This window comes from Micromonospora fulviviridis (genome assembly GCF_014648395.1).
GTDB classification, from domain to species: Bacteria; Actinomycetota; Actinomycetes; order Mycobacteriales; family Micromonosporaceae; genus Micromonospora; species Micromonospora fulviviridis.
This window is the reverse complement of record NZ_BMRA01000001.1, coordinates 279,657-298,544: the sequence shown is the minus strand read 5'-3', so window position 1 is coordinate 298,544 and position 18,888 is coordinate 279,657. Positions and strand designations below refer to the sequence as shown.

Annotated in this window: 17 protein-coding genes; 3 read left to right on the top strand and 14 right to left on the bottom strand. The window is 75.0% G+C overall.

Annotation, left to right across the window (positions count from 1 at the left end):
* Positions 1-36: 36 nt before the first annotated feature.
* Positions 37-1,023 carry a SatS C-terminal domain-containing protein gene (locus IEY96_RS01380; protein ID WP_189193572.1) on the bottom strand — a complete coding sequence of 329 codons (987 nt, stop codon included), beginning with the start codon at positions 1,021-1,023 and terminating at the stop codon, positions 37-39.
* Between the two features lie 108 nt (positions 1,024-1,131).
* Here IEY96_RS01380 and IEY96_RS01375 point away from each other — a divergent pair, with 108 nt between their 5' ends.
* A complete protein-coding gene (locus IEY96_RS01375; protein ID WP_107079633.1) occupies positions 1,132-1,473 on the top strand; it encodes a PadR family transcriptional regulator in 342 nt (113 codons plus the stop codon).
* Between the two features lie 14 nt (positions 1,474-1,487).
* Here IEY96_RS01375 and IEY96_RS01370 read toward each other — a convergent pair whose 3' ends face one another.
* The 11 genes from IEY96_RS01370 to deoC all read right to left on the bottom strand — a co-directional run bounded on the left by IEY96_RS01370 (position 1,488) and on the right by deoC (position 13,428).
* Entirely contained in the window at positions 1,488-2,177 is a 690-nt protein-coding gene (locus tag IEY96_RS01370; protein ID WP_189192968.1) for a permease prefix domain 1-containing protein, read from the bottom strand.
* Positions 2,178-2,234: 57 nt separating this feature from the next.
* Positions 2,235-3,974, bottom strand: coding sequence for a thiol reductant ABC exporter subunit CydC (cydC, locus tag IEY96_RS01365; protein WP_189192967.1), 1,740 nt, complete (start codon positions 3,972-3,974; stop codon positions 2,235-2,237).
* Positions 3,971-5,647 (bottom strand): thiol reductant ABC exporter subunit CydD, encoded by a 1,677-nt coding sequence (gene cydD, locus IEY96_RS01360; protein ID WP_189192966.1) that lies wholly within the window; start codon positions 5,645-5,647, stop codon positions 3,971-3,973. Before cydD ends, cydC begins: the two co-directional genes overlap by 4 nt.
* Positions 5,644-6,651 (bottom strand): cytochrome d ubiquinol oxidase subunit II, encoded by a 1,008-nt coding sequence (locus tag IEY96_RS01355; protein WP_189192965.1) that lies wholly within the window; start codon positions 6,649-6,651, stop codon positions 5,644-5,646. The genes cydD and IEY96_RS01355 overlap by 4 nt, the downstream gene beginning before the upstream one ends.
* Positions 6,652-6,662: 11 nt before the next feature.
* Entirely contained in the window at positions 6,663-7,910 is a 1,248-nt protein-coding gene (locus IEY96_RS01350) for a cytochrome ubiquinol oxidase subunit I (RefSeq protein WP_189192964.1), read from the bottom strand.
* A gap of 99 nt (positions 7,911-8,009) precedes the next feature.
* Complete coding sequence (locus IEY96_RS01345) at positions 8,010-8,915, bottom strand: M56 family metallopeptidase (RefSeq protein ID WP_189192963.1); 906 nt, start codon at positions 8,913-8,915, stop codon at positions 8,010-8,012.
* A 10-nt stretch (positions 8,916-8,925) separates the two neighbouring features.
* A complete protein-coding gene (locus IEY96_RS01340; protein ID WP_189192962.1) occupies positions 8,926-9,369 on the bottom strand; it encodes a BlaI/MecI/CopY family transcriptional regulator in 444 nt (147 codons plus the stop codon).
* A gap of 47 nt (positions 9,370-9,416) precedes the next feature.
* Positions 9,417-10,067 (bottom strand): hypothetical protein, encoded by a 651-nt coding sequence (locus IEY96_RS01335; protein WP_189192961.1) that lies wholly within the window; start codon positions 10,065-10,067, stop codon positions 9,417-9,419.
* A 148-nt stretch (positions 10,068-10,215) separates the two neighbouring features.
* Complete coding sequence (locus IEY96_RS01330; protein ID WP_189192960.1) at positions 10,216-11,040, bottom strand: aldehyde dehydrogenase family protein; 825 nt, start codon at positions 11,038-11,040, stop codon at positions 10,216-10,218.
* The gene (locus tag IEY96_RS01325; protein ID WP_189192959.1) at positions 11,033-12,463 is read right to left on the bottom strand and encodes an aldehyde dehydrogenase family protein; all 1,431 of its coding nucleotides are present in this window, start codon (positions 12,461-12,463) and stop codon (positions 11,033-11,035) included. Before IEY96_RS01325 ends, IEY96_RS01330 begins: the two co-directional genes overlap by 8 nt.
* 5 nt (positions 12,464-12,468) lie before the next feature.
* Positions 12,469-13,428: a deoxyribose-phosphate aldolase gene (deoC, locus tag IEY96_RS01320; RefSeq protein ID WP_148426442.1), complete on the bottom strand. Its 960-nt coding sequence runs from the start codon at positions 13,426-13,428 to the stop codon at positions 12,469-12,471.
* A 137-nt stretch (positions 13,429-13,565) separates the two neighbouring features.
* On the opposite strand from deoC, the gene upp reads away from it, so the two are divergent.
* Both upp and IEY96_RS01310 read left to right on the top strand, forming a co-directional pair.
* Complete coding sequence (gene upp, locus IEY96_RS01315) at positions 13,566-14,198, top strand: uracil phosphoribosyltransferase (RefSeq protein ID WP_189192958.1); 633 nt, start codon at positions 13,566-13,568, stop codon at positions 14,196-14,198.
* 99 nt (positions 14,199-14,297) lie between these two features.
* On the top strand, positions 14,298-14,975 hold the full coding sequence (locus tag IEY96_RS01310) for a GOLPH3/VPS74 family protein (RefSeq protein ID WP_189192957.1): 678 nt from the start codon (positions 14,298-14,300) through the stop codon (positions 14,973-14,975).
* A 74-nt stretch (positions 14,976-15,049) separates the two neighbouring features.
* Here IEY96_RS01310 and IEY96_RS01305 read toward each other — a convergent pair whose 3' ends face one another.
* A complete protein-coding gene (locus IEY96_RS01305) occupies positions 15,050-16,714 on the bottom strand; it encodes a phospho-sugar mutase (RefSeq protein WP_189192956.1) in 1,665 nt (554 codons plus the stop codon).
* A gap of 50 nt (positions 16,715-16,764) precedes the next feature.
* Positions 16,765-18,810: a serine/threonine-protein kinase gene (locus IEY96_RS01300; protein WP_189192955.1), complete on the bottom strand. Its 2,046-nt coding sequence runs from the start codon at positions 18,808-18,810 to the stop codon at positions 16,765-16,767.
* Between the last annotated feature and the right edge of the window lie 78 nt (positions 18,811-18,888).

Below are 18,888 nucleotides of genomic sequence, written 5' to 3'. Positions count from 1 at the left end.
CTTGCTCTGCCAGAGACTGATGCTCCCCGCTCCGGGTCAGTCGCGCCAGTCCACAACAGCAGAGATCTTGCCGACAATGGTGCGCCAACCCAAACTTGCGGTTTGTGCCCCGATTTTCTTCAGCCGGCGCCGACCCATGAATCCACCGATTCCGCCGTTGACAGAAGCGCGCAGCGCCTCGTCCAGGTCGTCCAGGCTGGAGCCGGCGGAGAGCATGTCGAGCACGGCCGGTAGGCGCAGCGCGTACGCCAGGTCACGGGCGATCTCGCCGGCTTCGATCAACAGCGTGGGGTCCCACGCGTCGTGGCCGCCGCGGAGGTTCTCCACTACCAGGTCGAGCTCGTAGGTGTCCTCGTCCAACGGGGCGATGTCGGCCGGTTCCACCCGTTCGGACAGTTCATTCCAGCTGTCCAGTTGGGACAGGTCGTTGGGCGCGCCGGAACGGATGAAACTGACCAGCGACTCCGGGGTCTTGAACAGCAGCAGCTTGCCGCGGTGGGTGAGGAAGACGGGCACCTCCTCGTCGCCGGCGGCGTCCGCCTCGTCCTCGTCCTCGTCGGCTTCGTCCTCGTCGGCGTCCTCGGCCGCGGCCGCCTCGGTCCTGCCGCGCCGGCGGTCGGCCCGCTTCTCGGCGTCCTCTTCGTCGTCCTCCTCGGCGGAGAGGGCGGCGAACTCCTCGTCGAGGATCACCACCTCCTCGTCGTCCTCGGTCTCGACGACCTGGCGGCGGGCCAGGAAGGGGTCGTCCTGGTCGCGCTCGGCGACGTCGGTCGGGGTCAGCTCTCGCGCCGGCCGGTAGGCCCGCAGCGTGAAGCCGGTGCCGGCGGGCAGGGCGATCTCCACCGGGTCGATCCGCAGCTCGTCCCAGAGCGCGCGGTCCGCCGCCGGGCGGTCGACCTCGACCTCGTCTGCTTCGGCCGACTCCGTGGTGTCGTCGAGCTCGGGCTCGTCGGCGTCGGGCCGTTGGGGCGACTGGCGGGCCACGCTGACCTCCGTGTGCTTTCGGGTTGCCCACCCGGCGATGCTCGACCGCCGAGTGACTCTGCGCACATACCCTAGTGGGCGTCCCGGGGTGGCCGGGAGCCGCACCCCGGTGGCGTCCCGACCCGCGGACAAGTAGTCTTACTACACATGAAGGCCCAGGCGCTGCACGGACACCTGGACGCGCTGCTGCTCGCGGTGCTGGAGCAGGGCGCCCTGCACGGCTACGCGATCATCGAGGCGCTCCGGGCCCGCAGCGGCGGCACGCTGGACCTGCCCACCGGCACCATCTATCCGGCGCTGCGCCGCCTGGAGCGGGCCGGCTACGTGGCCAGCGACTGGAGCACCGTCAACGGCCGGGAGCGGCGCACCTACCAGCTCACCGAGGCCGGCGGCCGGGCACTCGCCGGGGAGCGCGCCGGGTGGCGCGAGTTCAGCGCCACGGTGGGCCGTTTCCTCGGCGCCGACGAGCCGCCCGCCACCCCGGCCTGAGCCGCGCCCCGCCGTCAGCCGGCGACGCGCGGTCCGAGGGTGGTCCGCAGCCAGCAGCGGGCGGCCCGGGCCAGGGCGAACCAGCCGGCGCCGACCAGCACCGCCCCGATGATCATCGGCGGCCAGGTCAGCGCGGCGTCCCAGAGCTGGACCGACCAGCCGAACAGGGCACTGCCGGCGAGCGCGCCGAGCGCCAGCCCACCGGTCAGCCCGAAGCCCACCGCGCGGGCCAGCCGGCCGAGCCGGGGCGATGCGTGCCGGGCGGCGAGGCCGCCCAGCAGCAGCCCGGCCAGGGCCAGCCCGGCGACCACGCCCCAGATCCCGTTCAGCGACGCGGAGAGCAGCAGGTAGCCCTCCGGCGGCCGGGGCCCGTCGCTCCAGCTCGACCCCCGCCAGGTCAGGTCGCCACCGGCCATCAGCACCGCCGTCACGGCCAGCGCCCGAAGCGCCAGCCCGCGCAGCGCCCCGGCGGCCAGCTCGGCCTGGTAGCCGGGAGCGAGCTGGGCCGGGGTGCCGAACTCGGCCACCGCCCGCCGCTCCGCCTCCGCGACCGGCAGGCCACCCTCCCGGTACGCCTCGACGGCGTCCTCCAGCGCGTGCCGCGCCTCGGTCAGCAGGTCCGCCTTGAGTCGGGCCGGGCCGTGCAGCTGCCCGGCCAGCTCGCGCAGCCGCTCGTCGACGCGGATCTCCTCGTACCCCCGCATGGGACCACCCTGCCACCGCGGACGGCCGGGCGCGTCGGGGAAAACCCCGGAAAGCGCTCAGGGGGCCAGGGCGAGGTAGCCGCGTTCGGCGGCCTCCTGGAGCAGCCACTGCTCCCGGTACCAGCCCGGGCGGGCCACCAGTTCCTCGTGCCGGCCGCGCTGCGCCACCCGACCGGCGTCGAGCACCACGATCTCGTCCAGCCCGGCGAGGCCGCTGAGCCGGTGGCTGATGAGCAGCACCGAGTGCCCGGTCGGGGTGGCGGCCAGCGCCGAGGCGAGCACGGCGTCGGCGGCCGCCGGGTCGAGCCCCTCGGTCGGCTCGTCCAGCACCAGCACCGGCGGGGCGGCCAGCAGCGCCCGGGCCAGGGCGAGGCGCTGCCGCTGCCCGCCGGAGAGCTGCCCGCCCTGCTCGCCCACCACGGTGTCCCAGCCCTGCGGCTGGGCGCCCACCCAGTCCAGCAGGCCGGCCGCCCGGGTGGCGGCGGTCAGCTCGGCCTCGTCGGCGCGGGGCCGACCGAGCAGCAGGTTCTCCCGCACTGTGGCGTGGAAGACGTACGCCTCGGCGAGCAGGCCGCCGACCACGCGGGGCAGCTCCTCGTCCGGGTACCCGGACACGTCCACGCCGTCGACGGTGACCCGGCCGGCGTCGGGGCGTACCGCGCCGGTGAGCACGGCGGCCAGGGTGCTCTTGCCGGCGCCGCTCGGCCCGACCACGGCCACCCGGCGGCCGGCCGGCAGGTCGATGTCGACGCCGGCCAGGGCGGGCGCCGCTCCCTCCCGGTACCGGACGGTCACGCCCTCGAACCGGACGTCGTGCCCGCCCGGCGCCGGTGCGGCGGGGGCGGTGGGCGCCGGCTCCCCGGCATCGGTGAGCAGGTCGGCAACCCGGGCCAGGCCGGCGCGGAGCTGGGTGTGCTGCCGGGCCGCCCCGACCAGCGCGAGGGCGACCTCGACGGTGGCCAGCGAGCCCACCGCCAGGACGCCGACCAGCACCCCGCCGACACCGGCGCGCAGCGCCACCACCACCACGGCGGCGGCGGTGAGCCCGCCGACCAGCACCCCGGCCGCGTCCACCGCGAAGCCGGTCGCGGCGAGCCGGCGCTCCAGCCGGGCCAGGCGGCCGCCCCGGGTCTCGGCGGCGGCGAGCGCCGCGCCGGTCGCACCGAAGGCGGCCAGGTCGGCGGCGCCGTGGGTCAGGTCGACCGCGTCCACCGCGAGCGCGCCACGCAGCGGGGCCACCTCGTCGGCGGCCCGCCGGGTCAGCCGGGCGGCCAGTACGGGCAGCGCCACCCCGGCCACCAGCAGGCCGACCGCGAGCACGCCGGCGGCCGGCGGCGAGATCAGCGCGGCGCTGCCGACGGCGAGGAGGCTCACCAGGGCGGCCGCCGCCCCCGGCACCAGCACCCGCAGCAGCAGGTCCTGCACCGCTTCCACGTCGGAGACCAGCCGGCTCAGGGCGTCACCGGTGCGCGGGGCGGCGTCCCGCCGGGCGGTCAGGGTGGCGAAGACCCGGGTCCGGACGTCGGTGATCATGCGGAGGACCGCGTCGTGCCCGGCGAGCCGTTCGGTGTAGCGGAACACGCCGCGGCTGACCGCGAGCGCGCGGACCGCGACGATCGCCACGGTCAGCCGGTCCAGCGGCGGCCGGCCGGCGGCGCTCATGAGCAGCCAGGTGGCGGTGGCCATCAGGGCCAGCCCGGCGAACTCGGTGGCCGCCGCGAGCAGCCCGGCGCCCAGCAGGCGGCTCAGGTAGGGCCGGGCCAGCCGCAGCACGGCCCGCTCGGGTCGGTCGGTCATGGCGTCACCTCCGCGGCCGGTACCCGGCTCAGCTCGGTGACCCGGCCGTCCTCGACGCGGAGGATCCGGTCGGCGTCCTCCAGCAGCGCGGGCCGGTGCGCGACCAGCAGCGCGGTACGCCCGGCGACCAGCCGCCGGGTGGCCGCCAGCACGACCGCCTCGCTGGCGCTGTCGAGCCGGGCGGTCGGTTCGTCGAGGAGCACCAGCGGGGCGCCCCGGAGGAACGCCCGGGCCAGCGCGACCCGCTGCCGCTGCCCGCTGGACAGGCCGTGCCCGCGCTCGCCGAGCGTGGTGCCGAGCCCGTCGGGCAGGGCGGCGACCACCTCGTCCAGCGCGGCGTCGGTGACCGCGCCGGCGAGCGCGGCGTCCGGGGTGTCGGGGGCGCCGAGACGGATGTTGTCGGCGAGCGAGCCGGCGAAGAGGTGGGCGCGCTGCGGCACCCAGGCCAGCTCGCGCCGCCAGGCGTCGAGGTCGACCCCGGCGAGGTCCACCCCGTCCACGGTGACCCGGCCGGCGGTCGGGGTGACGAAGCCGAGCAGCAGGTTGAGCAGGGTGGTCTTGCCGGCTCCGCTGGGCCCGATGACGGCGACCCGCTCGCCGGGGCGGATGGTGAGCGTGACGTCCCGCAGCGCCGTGGTCCGCTCGTACGCGACGGTCACGCCCTCGAAGCGGATCTCGCCCCGGCCGTCCGGCGCCGGCCGGGCACCGTGCGGACCGGCGGCCTCGGGGGTCGCGGAGAGGGTGAGCGCCTCGTCCAGCGCGGTCAGCCCCTCCATGCTGGCGTGGAACCGGCTGCCGGCCGCCCGCAGCGGCAGGTACGCCTCCGGGGTGAGCAGCAGCACCAGCAGCGCGGTGGAGAGGGTGATCCCGCCGCCGAGCAGCCGGATGCCGACCGGTACGGCGACCAGCGCCACCGAGAGGGTGGCGACCAGTTCGAGGACCAGCGCCGACAGGAAGGCGATCCGCAGCGTCCTCATGGTCGCCTGGCGGTGCCCGTCGGCCATCCGGCGTACGACGTCGACCTGGGCGCGGGCCCGGCCGAACGCGCGCAGCGTGGGCAGCCCGGCCACCATGTCGAGGAAGTGGCCGCCGAGCAGCGACAGCCGCCGCCACTGCCGCTCGGTGGCGGCCTGCGCCTGCCAGCCGAGCAGCGCCCCGAAGATCGGGATGAGCGGGATGGTCAGCGCGATGATCAGCGCCGAGCTCCAGTCGGCGAGCACGATCCGGGCCAGCACGGCCAGCGGCACGGTCACGCTCAGCACGAGCTGCGGCAGGTAGCCGGTGAAGTAGGGGTCGAGTGCGTCCAGCCCGCGCCCGGCGAGGGTGGCGAGCTGCCCGGCCCGCCGGCCGGCGACCCAGGTGGGGCCGTGCCGGCCGACCGCGCGCAGCAGGTCCGCGCGCAGCGCCGCCTTGACCGTCGCCGCCGCCCGGGCCGCGACCGTGCCCTGCGCCCAGCTCACCAGCGCCCGGGCGGCGACGGCCGCCAGGAGACCGGCCAGCGCCGGCCGGTGCAGCCGCCCGTCGATCGCGGTGGCCAGCAGGGTGGCCAGCGCGGTGGCCTGGGCGACCACCAGCAGCGCGGTCAGCCCGCCGAGAACCGCGAGCACGGCGAGGTCGCGCCGGGCCGCGGGGACCCGGCGCAGCAGACGCGGGTCGAACGGGCGGCGGTTCACCAGTACACCGGTGCCCTACCGTCGGTCCGTCCCCGGAACACCCACCAGCACATCGCCTGAAAGCCTAGTAGGGCCGGCACGAGCGGCAGCGCCAGCCAGCCCAGCAGGGCCAGGGTCGGCCCGCTCGCGGCCGCGTCGGCCACGGTCAGCGAGGCCGCCGGGTCGGTGGTGGAGACCAGCACGCGGGGCCAGAGCGCCGCGCCGACCAGCGGCACCGGCAGGGCCAGCGCCACGCTGGTCGCCGCGAAGGCCACCCCGGCCCGGCCCCGGCGCAGCGCCGCGCGGGCCACCAGCAGGGCCGCCACCAGCGCCAACGGCAGGAGTACGGCGACCGCCGGGCGCCCCACGGCGGCGCGTACCCGATCGGAGAGCAGGCCCAGGACGGTGGCGGCGGCGACCGCGGCGAGCGCGACCGGCACCAGGCCGCGGGCCAGCCGGGCGACCGACGGTACGTCGGCGGCCGGCAGCCGGAGCGTGAGGAAGGTCGCACCCTGCACGGCGACCAGCGCGAGCAGCGCCAGCGCGGCGGCGGCCACGAACGGGGTGAGCAGGTGGCCGACCCCGGCCACGTGGCCGTCGCCGGACAGCGGCACGCCCTGGAGCAGCCCGCCGAGCAGCGCGCCCCAGCCGAGCGCGGCGAGGACGCTGCCGGCCACCACCACCCGGTCCCAGCCCGTCCGGGCCGCCCCGGCCCGCGGCCGGCTGCGCAGTTGCACCCCGGCCGTCACCAGCACCACCCCGATGAGCGCGCCGAGCACGGCCGGATAGAGGCCGGAGAGCAGTTCGCCCTCCAGGGTGGGGAAGGCGCCGAACAGGATGCCGACCGCGGCCACCAGCCAGACCTCGTTGCCGAGGAAGAACGGCCCGACCGCGTTCAGCGTGGCCCGGCGAGCCTGCGGTGTCGCACCCCGGGCCAGCAGCAGGCCGACGCCGTAGTCGTAGCCGCCGAGCACGAGGTAGGTGGCGAAGAAGAGGCCGAGCAGGGCGTACCAGGCGAGTTCCACGGCGGGCTCCCTCAGGCGAACACGGGGTCGGGGTGGTGGTCGGTGTCCGGCGTGGGCGGGCGGCCGAGCGCGGGGTCGTGCGCGCCCCGGGCGGCGTGCCGGGCCAGCAGCACCCAGTTGGTGACGGCGAGGGTGCCGAGCAGCAGGGTGAAGACGATCAGCGAGGTGAGCATCAACCCGGCGCTCACCGGCGAGACGGCCTGCCCGGTCGGCAGCAGCCCGTACGCGACCCAGGGCTGGCGGCCCACCTCGCGGGCGATCCAGCCGAGGATCACCGCGACGAAGGGCAGCGGCACGCCGAGCAGCACCAGCCAGAGCGGGAACTTCCACCGGATGATCCAGTCCCGCCAGAGCAGCGGCAGCAGGAGCCAGACGCAGCCCAGGGTGAAGCCGATCAGGATCATGAAGCCGAGGCCGACGCTGGACAGGACCGGCGGGGTGTAGTCGCCCGGGCCGAACTTCGCCGTCCACTCGGCGACCAGCGCGTCGCGGTCGGCCCCGCCGCCGAACTTGGTCGGCTGGAGTTCCCCGACCGGGCCGAACTGCGCGAAGCCGAAGCCCTGGAGCGTGGTCACGGCGAGCGCCGCGGTGACCAGGCCGAGCCGCAGCGACTTCCGGAAGAGCAGGAAGTCCGGTGTACGCCGGAGCAGGTGCCAGGCGCTGACCGCGGCCATCAGCACCCCGCCGGTGACCAGGCCGGCCGAGACCACGTGGCCGAAGGCGAAGCCGAGGGTGGGGTTGGTGAGCAGCGCGCCGAAGTCGGTGAGGTGGGCGACGCCGTCGCGGACCTCGTAGCCGACCGGGTGCTGGAGCCACGCGTTGGCCACCATGATCCAGAAAGCCGAGGCGTACGCGGTGAGCGCGACGCCCCAGAGCAGGGCCAGGTGGACGCCGCGCCGCAGCCGGTGCCAGCCGAAGATCCACATCCCGAGGAACGTGGACTCCAGGAAGAAGGCGACCAGCGTCTCGATGGCCAGCGGCGCCCCGAACACGTTGCCCACGTAGCGCGACAGGCCGCTCCAGTTCAGCCCGAACTGGAACTCCATCACGATCCCCGTGGCGATGCCCAGCACGTAGTTGATCACGTAGAGCTGGCCCCAGAAGCGGGTCAGCCGCTCGTACACCGGCTTGCCGGTGACGAAGCCGGCGGTCTGCAGGCCGACCAGCAGGGTGACGAGGCCGAGCGTGACCACCACGAAGAGGAAGTGGATCGAGGTGGTCGTGGCGAACTGCAGGCGGGCGATGAGCAGGGGATCCATGACCGACTCCCACGGGTTGGCTCGCTTGTCATAGCGAGCCTACACGTAGCCTCGCTACGTATGCCGTCCGGTGGCCCCGCCGGGAGGGCATCCCGCCCCTCAGCTCAGGAAGAGGGAGATCGGCAGGGTGACGAGCAGGGTCGCGACGGAGAGCGCGGTGGCGCCGAGCACCCGCGGCGGCCGGTCCGGGACCATGAGCCGCTGCACCCGCACGTCGAGGTCGCGGTCGCCGAGGCCGAGCGTGCCGGCCGGGGTGACCCGGTGCCCGGCGGCGGCGAACCGGCGCAGCGCCCCGGCCAGGGGCTCCTCGGCGTGCAGCTCGCGCGCCTTGTCGTCGGCGCGCATCTCGACCAGCAGGGCCACCCGCTCGTGGGCGTCCCGCACCCAGCGGAACCAGGGCAGTGCCCGGCAGAGCGCGGTGAACGGCAGCAGCACCAGGTCGTGCCGCTCCTGGGCGTGCGCCCGCTCGTGGGTGAGCACCGCGGCCAGCTCGGCCCGGTCGAGCAGGCTCAGCGTGCCGGCGCTGACCACCACGCGGGGCTTCACCCCGGGCAGGCAGTAGGCGGCCGCGCTCGGGTGGTCGAGCACCAGCGCCCCGGGCACCGTCGGGTCCCGGCGGGCGACCAGGCTGAGCAGCTCCCGGTGCCGGCGCTGGGCCCGTACCGTGCCGTGGATGCTGCGCACCGTCGTGGTGAGCAGCACCGCGCCGATGCCGAAACCGACCCCCACGAGGCCCAGGTGCGGCGCGCCCAGCCCGGCCGGCAGCGTGCCGTGGGCCAGATCGTCGGCGAGCGTCAGCAGCGCGCTCCCGGTCGGCAGGTCGTACGCGGCCAGGCCGAGCGCCATGGGCAGCCCCATGGCGGAGAGACCGAGCGCCAGCCCGACCGCCTGCCAGCAGACGATCGCCACCCGCGGGGCCCGCCAGGTCCACCGCGCGGCCGCGAGGACCTGCGCGGTCAGCCAGCAGGCCAGGATGGTCGCGGCGAAGTGCAGGGCGTACGCCACGGCGGCCGCCCTACCGGTCCGTCGCCTCGTCGAGCGCCGGGCCGCCGGCCCGCGGGTCCTCGACCCGGTCGGTCAGCCCGGAGCCGGGCAGGCCCGCCTCGGCGCTGAGCGCCGCACGCAGCACCTCCGCCTCGGTGCCGGTCACCGAGCGGGCGAAGCGCACCAGCGCGGCGTCCCGGCTGCCGCCGAGGTCGAGGGCGTCGAGCATGAGCTGGGCGATGTGCGCCTCCCGGGTGGCGGCGGGCCGGTAACGCCAGGCCCGCCCCTCCCGCTCGCGCTGCACCATGCCCTTGCCGGCGAGCCGGTCGAGCACGGTCATCACCGTCGTGTAGGCCAGCTCACGCCCGTCGAGGGCGTCGGCGACCTCGCGTACGGTCACGCCGTCCGACGTGGCGGGGACCGAGTCCCACAGCACGTCCATCACCGCACGTTCGAGATCACCGAGCCGAGTCACCCGACAATCCTACCTCGCGTAGTAGGTGGCTCCCCGGCCGGCGTGGGTCAGCCCATCGCCCAGCCGGCCAGCCCGCGGAGCAGAAGCAGGATCAGCAGCGGAGTTCCGATCACCCAGCCGAGAACGCCCGTGGTGAACAGCGCCCCGCCGACCCGGCGGCGCGGCTCGGTGGCCCGGTCGGTGCGGGCCTCCGTACCGGCCCGGCGGCGGACCGAGGGCGGGCGGAAGTCGAGCGGGTCCTCGCGCCGGGTGGGCCGAACGAAGAGCCCGCCGGCGCAGGCGAGCACGGCCACGGACAGCAGCACGCAGGCGAGCCAGGCGGGGTAGAGGCCCGACGGGTCGCCCCGGCCGCCGCCGACGTGGGCCGGCGCGAGCGGGGCGACCGCCCAGGCCACCGCGGCGACCAGCACCCCGTACCCCAGGAGCGCCCCGACGGTGGCCCACGCCCGCCGGACCGGCAGCCCGGCCGCGGCGGCCGGCGCCGTGTGCAGGAGCGTGCCGATCGGCACCGCGAGCAGGAAGAACAGGAGCTGGGCGTAGCCGTGCGGGTGCCAGTGCCGCTGCGCCGCCCGGGCCCCGGCGACGGCGCCGGAGAGGTCGACCAGCCAGACCGTGCCGGCGACGGCGACCGCGAGGGCCAGCAGGCTCAGCGCGACGCGCGCGGCCCGGCTCTCGCTGGCCGGGAAGGGGTTGATCACGCCCAGGAGGGTAGGGCAGGCCCGCACCCGGCCGGTGCCGGGACATGATCGGCACCGGCTCGGCGCGGTCGCGCCGCCCGCGAGGGCCGGAAAGTGCAGGAGTGGCCGTCCGAGACCCGGAGGCCACTCCTGCCCGCGGCGACGGCGGTCAGACGCCCTTGGGGTGCCAGACCGTCTTGGTCTCGAGGAGCGTGGTCATCCGGGCGAGGCCCGGGTCGGCGGACCAGTCGTGGTCGGCCGGGGCCGGGCGGAGCACCCGCTTCAGGTTCTCCGCGGCCTTGACCTCCAGCTCGGCGGCCAGGTCGGCGTCGGCGACCCCGGTCAGGTCGATGGCGTTGACGTCCATGTGCGCGGCCAGCGTCGGCACGGTCTCCGACAGCCGGCCGGTGAGGATGTTGACCACCCCGCCCGGCAGGTCGGAGGTGGCCAGCACCTCGGCCAGGGTCACGGCCGCGAGCGGCGCCGACGGGGAGGCGGCCACCACCACGGTGTTGCCGGTGACGATCGCCGGGGCGATCACGCTGACCAGGCCGAGCAGCGCCGGGGACTCCGGGGCCACCACGGCCACCACTCCGGTCGGCTCCGGCGCGGAGAGGTTGAAGTACGGCCCGGCCACCGGGTTCGCCCCGCCGTAGACCTGGGGGAGCTTGTCGGACCAGCCCGCGTACCAGACCCAGCGGTCGATGGCCGCGTCGACCTCGTCGACGGACGAGCCCAGGGCGACGAACTGGTCCCGCCGGCCCTCCAGCATCTCGGCGACCCGGTAGAGGATCTGACCGCGGTTGTACGCGGTCGCCCCGGCCCAACCCTTCACGGCGGCCCGGGCGGCGACCACCGCGTCCCGCGCGTCCTTGCGGGAGGCCAGCGACACGTTGGAGTCCTGCACGAGATACGACCGTCCCGACTCGCTGCGCGGGAACTTCCCGCCGATGAAGAGCTTGTACGTCTTGCGTACCGCGACCCGCTCAGACATTGAGGTACGCCTCCAGCCCGTGCCGGCCGCCCTCGCGACCGTAGCCCGACTCCTTGTAGCCGCCGAAGGGCGAGGTGGGGTCGAACTTGTTGAACGTGTTGGCCCAGACCACGCCGGCGCGCAGCCGGTCGGCCATCCACAGGATCCGGGACCCCTTGTCGGTCCAGATCCCGGCCGACAGCCCGTACGGCGTGTTGTTGGCCTTCTCCACGGCCTCGGCCGGGGTGCGGAAGGTCAGCACGGACAGCACCGGGCCGAAGATCTCCTCGCGGGCGATCCGGTGCGCCTGGGTGACCCCGGTGAAGATGGTCGGCGCGAACCAGAAGCCGCGGTCCGGCAGCTCGCACGGCGGCGACCAGCGCTCGGCGCCCTCGGCGGCGCCGGCGTCGGAGAGCTCGCGGATCCGGGCCAGCTGCGCGGCCGAGTTGATCGCGCCGATGTCGGTGTTCTTGTCCAGCGGGTCGCCGACCCGGAGCTGGGCCATCCGGCGCTTCAGCGACTCCAGCACCCGGTCGGCGACCGACTCCTGGACCAGCAGCCGGGAGCCGGCGCAGCAGACGTGCCCCTGGTTGAAGAAGATGCCGTTGACGATGCCCTCGACGGCCTGGTCGACCGGGGCGTCGTCGAAGACGATGTTGGCGGCCTTGCCGCCCAGCTCCAGGGTCAGCTTCTTGCGGGTGCCGGCGACGGCCCGGGCGATGGCCTTGCCCACCTCGGTGGAGCCGGTGAAGGCGACCTTGTCCACGCCCGGGTGCTCGACCAGCGCCCGGCCGGTCTCGCCGGCGCCGGTCACGATGTTGACCACGCCGGCCGGCAGGTCGGCCTGCTGGCAGATCTCGGCGAAGAGCAGCGCGGTCAGCGGGGTGGTCTCGGCCGGCTTGAGCACCACCGTGTTGCCGGCCGCGAGCGCCGGAGCGATCTTCCAGGCCAGCATGAGCAGCGGGAAGTTCCACGGGATGACCTGCGCGGCCACGCCGAGGGGGCGCGGGTTCGCGCCGAAGCCGGCGTGCTCCAGCTTGTCGGCCCAGCCGGCGTAGTAGAAGAAGTGCGCGGCGACCAGGGGCACGTCGACGTCGCGCGACTCCTTGATCGGCTTGCCGTTGTCCAGCGACTCCAGCACGGCCAGCTCGCGGGAGCGCTCCTGGATGATCCGGGCGATCCGGAACAGGTACTTGGCCCGGTCCCGGCCCGGCATCGGACCCCAGACCTTCTCGTACGCCTCGCGGGCGGCGCGGACCGCGCGGTCCACGTCCTGGCTGCCGGCCTCGGCGATCTCGGCCAGCACCTCCTCGGAGGCCGGGTTGATCGACTTGAAGCTGCCGCCGTCGGTCGGGTCGACGAACTTCCCGTCGACGAAGAGCCCGTACGAGGGCTTGATGTCCACCACCGAGCGCGACTCGGGGGCGGGTGCGTATTCGAACATCGCGCTCAGTCCAGGGTGAAGTAGTCGGGGCCGGCGTAGACGCCGGTCGTCAGCTTGGTGCGCTGCATGAGCAGGTCGTTGAGGAGGCTCGACGCGCCGAACCGGAACCAGTCCGGGTCCAGCCAGTCGGGGCCGACGGTCTCGTTGACCATGACCAGGTACTTGATCGCGTCCTTGGTGGTCTTGATGCCGCCGGCCGGCTTCACGCCGACCTGCCGCCCGGTGGCGGCCCGGAAGTCGCGGACCGCCTCCAGCATCACCAGGGTCACCGGCGGGGTGGCCGCGACCGGGACCTTGCCGGTGGAGGTCTTGATGAAGTCGCCGCCGGCCAGCATGGCCAGCCAGGAAGCCCGCCGCACGTTGTCGTAGGTGGCCAGCTCGCCGGTCTCCAGGATCACCTTGAGGTGGGCGTCCCCGCAGGCCTCCTTGGTGGCCACGATCTCGTCGTAGACCTCCTTGTAGCGGCCGGCCAGGAAGGCGCCCCGGTTGATCACCATGTCGATCTCGTCCGCGCCGGCCTCGACGGCCGCCCGGGTGTCGGCGAGCTTGATCTCCAGCGGGGCCTGGCCGGACGGGAAGGCCGTCGCCACGCTGGCCAGGTGCACGCCGGACCCGCGCAGCACCTCCGCCACGTACGGGACCATCGCCGGGTAGACGCAGACCGCGCCGACGTGCGGGCAGGACGGGTCGGCCGGGTCGGGGCGCAGCGCCTTGGCGGCGAGCGCCCGTACCTTGCCTGGGGTGTCGGCCCCTTCCAGGGTGGTCAGGTCGACCATCCGGATCGCCAGGTCGATGGCCTCGGCCTTGGCGGTGGTCTTGATGGAGCGGGTGCCGAGCTGTGCCGCCCGCTGCTCCGCGCCGACCTGGTCCACGCCGGGCAGGCCGTGCAGGAAGGTCCGCAGAGCGGTCTCGGATCGTCCCAGCTCGGAGAGCTCCGACCGGGCCGACGTCGCTGTCGCCGTCATGCCCCGAATACTACGCACCCGAGGGGCGAGTGATCTTGGTCACGCCGACCCGGCCGGCGGCGCTCACACGTGAGCGGCGTCGCTGGTCCGCCCGCACCTGCGGTGCGCCCGCGCCGGGACCGGTAGGTTGAGCGATCGTGGACGTACACGTCATTGACCACCCGCTCGCCCAGGCGCGGCTGACCGCCATGCGGGACGCCCGGACCGACTCGGCGTCGTTCCGGGCCGCGCTGCACGAACTCACCACCATGCTGGTGTACGAGGCCGCGCGCTCGTTCCCCGTCGAGAAGTACCCGGTGCAGACCCCGGTCACCGCCACCGAGGGCACCCGGCTGGCGAACCCGCCGCTGCTGGTGCCGGTGCTGCGGGCCGGTCTCGGCATGGCCGACGCCGCGCTCGGCCTGCTGCCCGAGTCGTCGATGGGCTTCGTCGGCCTGGCCCGCGACGAGCAGACGTACGAGCCGCGCGCGTACATGGAGTCGCTGCCCCGGGACCTCGCCGGCCTGCCGGTGCTGGTGCTCGACCCGATGCTGGCCACCGGCGGCTCCCTGGAGCACTGCTGCCGGCTGCTCGCCGACCGCGGCTGCACCGACATCACGGTGCTCTGCGTCCTCGCCGCGCCGGTCGGCATCGAGCGGCTGGAGCGCTCCGGCCTGCCGTTGCGCCTGGTCACCGCCGCGATCGACGAGGGGCTCAACGACCGGATGTTCATCGTCCCGGGCCTCGGCGACGCCGGGGACCGCCAGTTCGGCGGCATGCCCCGCTTCTGACCCCGCGGACCGGCCCGCCGGCAGCGCCGGCGGGCCGCCCGGATCTCCCGTCCGGCGAGTCCGTGCGCGGGGTGCGCCCAGCCGCTACCGTCTCGGGCCATGACTGGTGTTGCGCTCGCCGAAGAGCTGCTGCTCCTCGCCTATGACGACGAAACCGGCAAGGCCACCATGCCGCGGATCAGCCTGGACCTCGGCATGGCCGCCGCGGTGCTGGTCGAGCTGGCCCTGGCCGGGCGGATCGCGTACGCCGACGGGAACCTGACGGTCCTCGACCCGGCGCCGACGGGCGAGCCGATCGCCGACGAGGTCCTCGCCCGGATCGCCGCCGACACCCCGCACACCCCGTCCTCGTGGGTGCAGCGGCTGCGGCACGGCCTGCGCGACCGGATCCTCGGCGACCTCTGCGGCCGGGGCGTGGTGCGGGACGTCGACGAGACCGAGTTGGGCTTCATCCACGTGCACCGCTACCCCGTGGCGGACGCCTCGGTGGAGGCCGACATCCGGCAGCGTCTGGCCGACGCGCTGACCGTCGGGCAGGTCCCCGACGAGCGGACCGCCGCGCTCGCCACCCTGGTCGCGGTGCTGCGGATGGAGCCGGCGCTCGGCCTGACCGGCACGGCCGCCGACGAGGCCGGCAAGCGCCTGGAGGAGATCGCCAACGGCGCCGGCTTCTCCGGCACGGTGAGCCTGGACGACAGCGTCGTCCGCCCCTCGGTCAGCCTGGTGATCGCCGCTCTGGCCCAAGCGGTGGACGCCGCCCTCGGCAAGCGCCCCTGACCGGCTGGTTGATCAAGAGGTTTGCGTCTTGGCGAGCGGTTGCCCAGACGCAAACCTCTTGATCGACGCCGGGGTCAGAGGCCGAGGGCCGCCGCGATCTCGCCGCGGAGTTCCGTCACCGCGGCGTGGGCTTGGCGGCGGGCCGACGGGACGTCGCCGTTCGTCACCGGCTCCACCACCTCCAGGTACGCCTTCAGCTTCGGCTCGGTGCCGGAGGGGCGGATCACCACCCGGGCGGCGTCGGTGCGCAGGATCACCACGTCCGCCTCGGGAAGCAGGTCGGACGTCTCGGTGACCGGGTGCCCGAGCAGGGCGGTCGGGGTGGCCGACCGGATCCGGGCCATCGCGTCGGAGATCACCCGCAGGTCCTCGACCCGGACCGAGAGCTGGTCGGTGTGGTGCACGCCGAACTCGGCGGCCAGCTCGTCCAGCCGGTCGGTCAGCGTCCGGCCCTCGGCCTTGAGGCCGGCGGCCAGCTCGGCCACGGTCAGCGCGGCCGTGATGCCGTCCTTGTCCCGGACGTGCTCCGGCGCGACGCAGTAGCCGAGCGCCTCCTCGTAGCCGAAGACCAGCGGCTCCCGGCCGCCGCCGGCCCGGACGATCCACTTGAACCCGGTCAGCGTCTCGTCGTAGGGCAGGCCCCGCGCCGCGGCCATGGCCCGGAGCAGGGACGAGGAGACGATCGTGGTGGCGTACAGGCCGGTCACCCCGCGCCGCATCAGGTGGTCGGCGAGCAGCGCGCCCACCTCGTCCCCGCGCAGCATCCGCCAGGTCCCGTCCGCCGGCACGGCCACCGCGCACCGGTCCGCGTCCGGGTCGTTGGCGATGGCGATGTCCGCGCCGGTGCTGCCGGCCAGCGCCACCAGCTTGTCCACCGCGCCCGGCTCCTCCGGGTTGGGGAAGTTGACCGTCGGGAAGGCCGGGTCCGGCTCGGCCTGCTCGGGCACCACACCGGGCGTCGCGAAACCGGCCCGGGCGAACGCGGCGGTCAGCACCGCGGCGCCCACCCCGTGCAGCGGCGTGTACGCCACCTTCAGGTCCCGCGGGCCGGCCGGGTCGACCACGGCGGCGGCCCGCTCCACGTACCCCGTGACGAGGTCGTCGCCGAGCACCATGCCGGGCGGCCCGAGCGGCACCTCGGCCAGCGGGCCGACCGCCCGGATGGCCGCCTCGATGCCGGCGTCGGCCGGCGGCACGATCTGGGCGCCCGCGCCCAGCTCCCCGCCGAGCTGCGCACCCAGGTAGACCTTGTAGCCGTTGTCCTGCGGCGGGTTGTGGCTGGCCGTGACCATCACCCCGGCCACCGCGCCGAGGTGCCGCACCGCGAAGGCCAGCACCGGGGTGGGCAGCGGGCGGGGCAGCAGCAGCGCCGGGCGGCCCGCGCCGGTGGCCACCTGGGCGGTGCGCTCGGCGAAGGCCAGCGAGCCGCGCCGGGCGTCGTACCCGATCACCAGCGGGCCCTCGCCGCCCTGGGCGGCGAGCCAGCCGACGAGCCCGGCCGCGGCCTGGGTGACCACCGCGAGGTTCATCCCGTTCGGGCCGGCGCGCAGCGGGCCGCGCAGCCCGGCGGTGCCGAACGTCAGCGGGCCGGCGAACCGGTCGGCCAGCTCGGGCGCGCTGCCCGGCAGCCCGGCGAGGACGGCGCGCAGCTCGTCCCGATCGGCCGGGTCCGGGTCGTCGTCGAGCCAGCGCTCGGCCCGGGCGCGAAGGTCGTCAAGGTCAGTGGTATCCGCCGCCATTGCCTCATGAAAGCACGGCGGCGGATCACCACTGGCCGTCGGCCTCGACTTCAGTTGGCCCCGGTGAGCTGGAACGAGCGGGCCATCGCCTCGAAGATCGGCTTGCTCTCGGCGAACTTGGCGTCGGTCGAGGACAGGTAGAACGAGTAGACCTTCCCGTCCTTCACCAGGCCACGCCACACGCCGTGCCGCATGGTGTCGCCCTCGCCGCAGGTGTATTCGAGCTGGGCCGCCGCCTGGCCGGCGAGCTGCGGCTCCGAGATCGACAGCTCGGTGTACGGCTCGGGGCAGTTCTTGCTCTTGGCGCTGTTCTTTTTGAGGTTCCTCGAGGCGAACTCCGCCCAGCTGACCGGGTTGCCGCTCCAGGGCTCGGCGATGATCCGGACCTTGCGGCCGCTGTCCTGCGGGTCGACGAAGTCGACGTAGAGGCCACCCGTCTGTCGCTGCCAGCCCTTCGGCACCTGCACGTTGACGCCCTTGACGGACTGCTCCTGCATCTCCACCGGCGGGGCCTCGGCGGACGACGAGGGCAGCGCGCCCACGATCGGCGGGGGCGTGTCGTCGCCGCCGCTGGTCAGCGCGATGACGCCGACCAGGAGCAGCACGGCGACGCCACCGGCGGCGGCGAGCTGGACCTTGCGCGGCCAGCTCTTCACCCGGCCGACGAGCTGGCCGCCGACGCCCTTGGCCCGGCCGAGCGTGCCGCCGTCGGCCGGCGCCGCGGCCGGGGTCGTGGTCCAGGGCTGGCCGGTGCCGGGCACCGACCACTGGTTGCCGCCGTACACCTGTTGGGTGGTTTCGGCGCCGCGGCCGTAGACCGGCTGGGTGGCGTCCGGGCGGCCGGTGGGGACCCGCTGGGTGGCGTCGGGCGCGGCGGTGTGGCCGAGCCGCTGGGTGGCGTCCGGCGAGATGCGCTGGGTGGCCTCCGGGGTCGTGCCCGGCCCGGACATCGCCCCGGTCGGGGTGTGCAGCGGGCCGGCCAGCGCGTCGGCGCTGGTCTCGTCGAGCGCGGCGCCACCGGCCGCCGCCGTGGAGCCGGGACGCTCGCCCCGGCGCAGGGCGGCGAGCCGGTCGGTCAGCGACTCGCCGGGGGCGATCATCGCCGGGCCGCCGATCTGCCCGGTCGGCTTCGGCTCGATGGCGGGCGGCGGCGTCGACGGCCGCTGCACGGGCACCACGGCGTACGGGTCGGTCACCGAGTTGACCGCGGTGGCGGTGCTGGTCAGCGGGCCGGCGAGCAGCTCGCGGAGCATGCTCCGGGCGGTGTGCACGTCCAGCCGGCGGGCCGGGTCCTTCTCCAGCAGGCCCATCAGCACCCGGGTCAGCGGGCCGCTGCGCTGCGGGGTGGCCGGCGGGTCCTCGACCACCGCGTGCATGGTCTCGATCGGGTCGCCCTTGTCGAACGGGGGTCGCCCCTCCACGGCGGTGTAGAGCGTCACGCCGAGCGAGAAGAGGTCGCTGGGCGGGCCGAACTCCTGGCCCATGGCGCGCTCGGGGGAGATGAAGTGCGGCGAGCCGAGCACCATGCCGGGGGTGGTGAGCTGCACGTCGGTGGGCATCCGGGCCACGCCGAAGTCGGTCAGCACGCACCGGCCGTCGGAGCAGATGAGCACGTTGGCCGGCTTCACGTCGCGGTGCAGCACGCCGATCGCGTGCGCCACCTCCAGCGCGCCGAGCAGGGCGATGCCGATCTTGGCGACGGCGCGGGGCGCGACGGGCCCGTCCTCGATCACCATGTCGGCCAGGCTGCGGGCGTCCAGCAGCTCCATCACGATCCACGGGCGGCCACCCTCGGTGACCACGTCGTACACCTGGACCACGGCGGGGTGCTGGATCGCCGCGGCGGCGCGGGCCTCGCGGAGGGTCCGCTCGTACATCGCGTCGCGGTCGCTGGGGGCGAGCCCCGGCGGGAGGACGACCTCCTTCACCGCCACGTCGCGGCGCAGCAGGGTGTCTGTCGCACGCCAGACCGTGCCCATGCCGCCGTTACCCACCGGCGAGCGCAGCGAGTATCGGTCACCGATGGTGGTGCCGGGTGCTGCGCGTCCAGTGGGGGGACTGACCGGTCCGCCGCTCCACGTCGGGATCTGAGTCACAGAAAAGCCACCGGGGGATATCGAGGGGGCTGGGACACAACCCCACTATCTTGCTGGTTCCGACGCCCGATGCGAAAC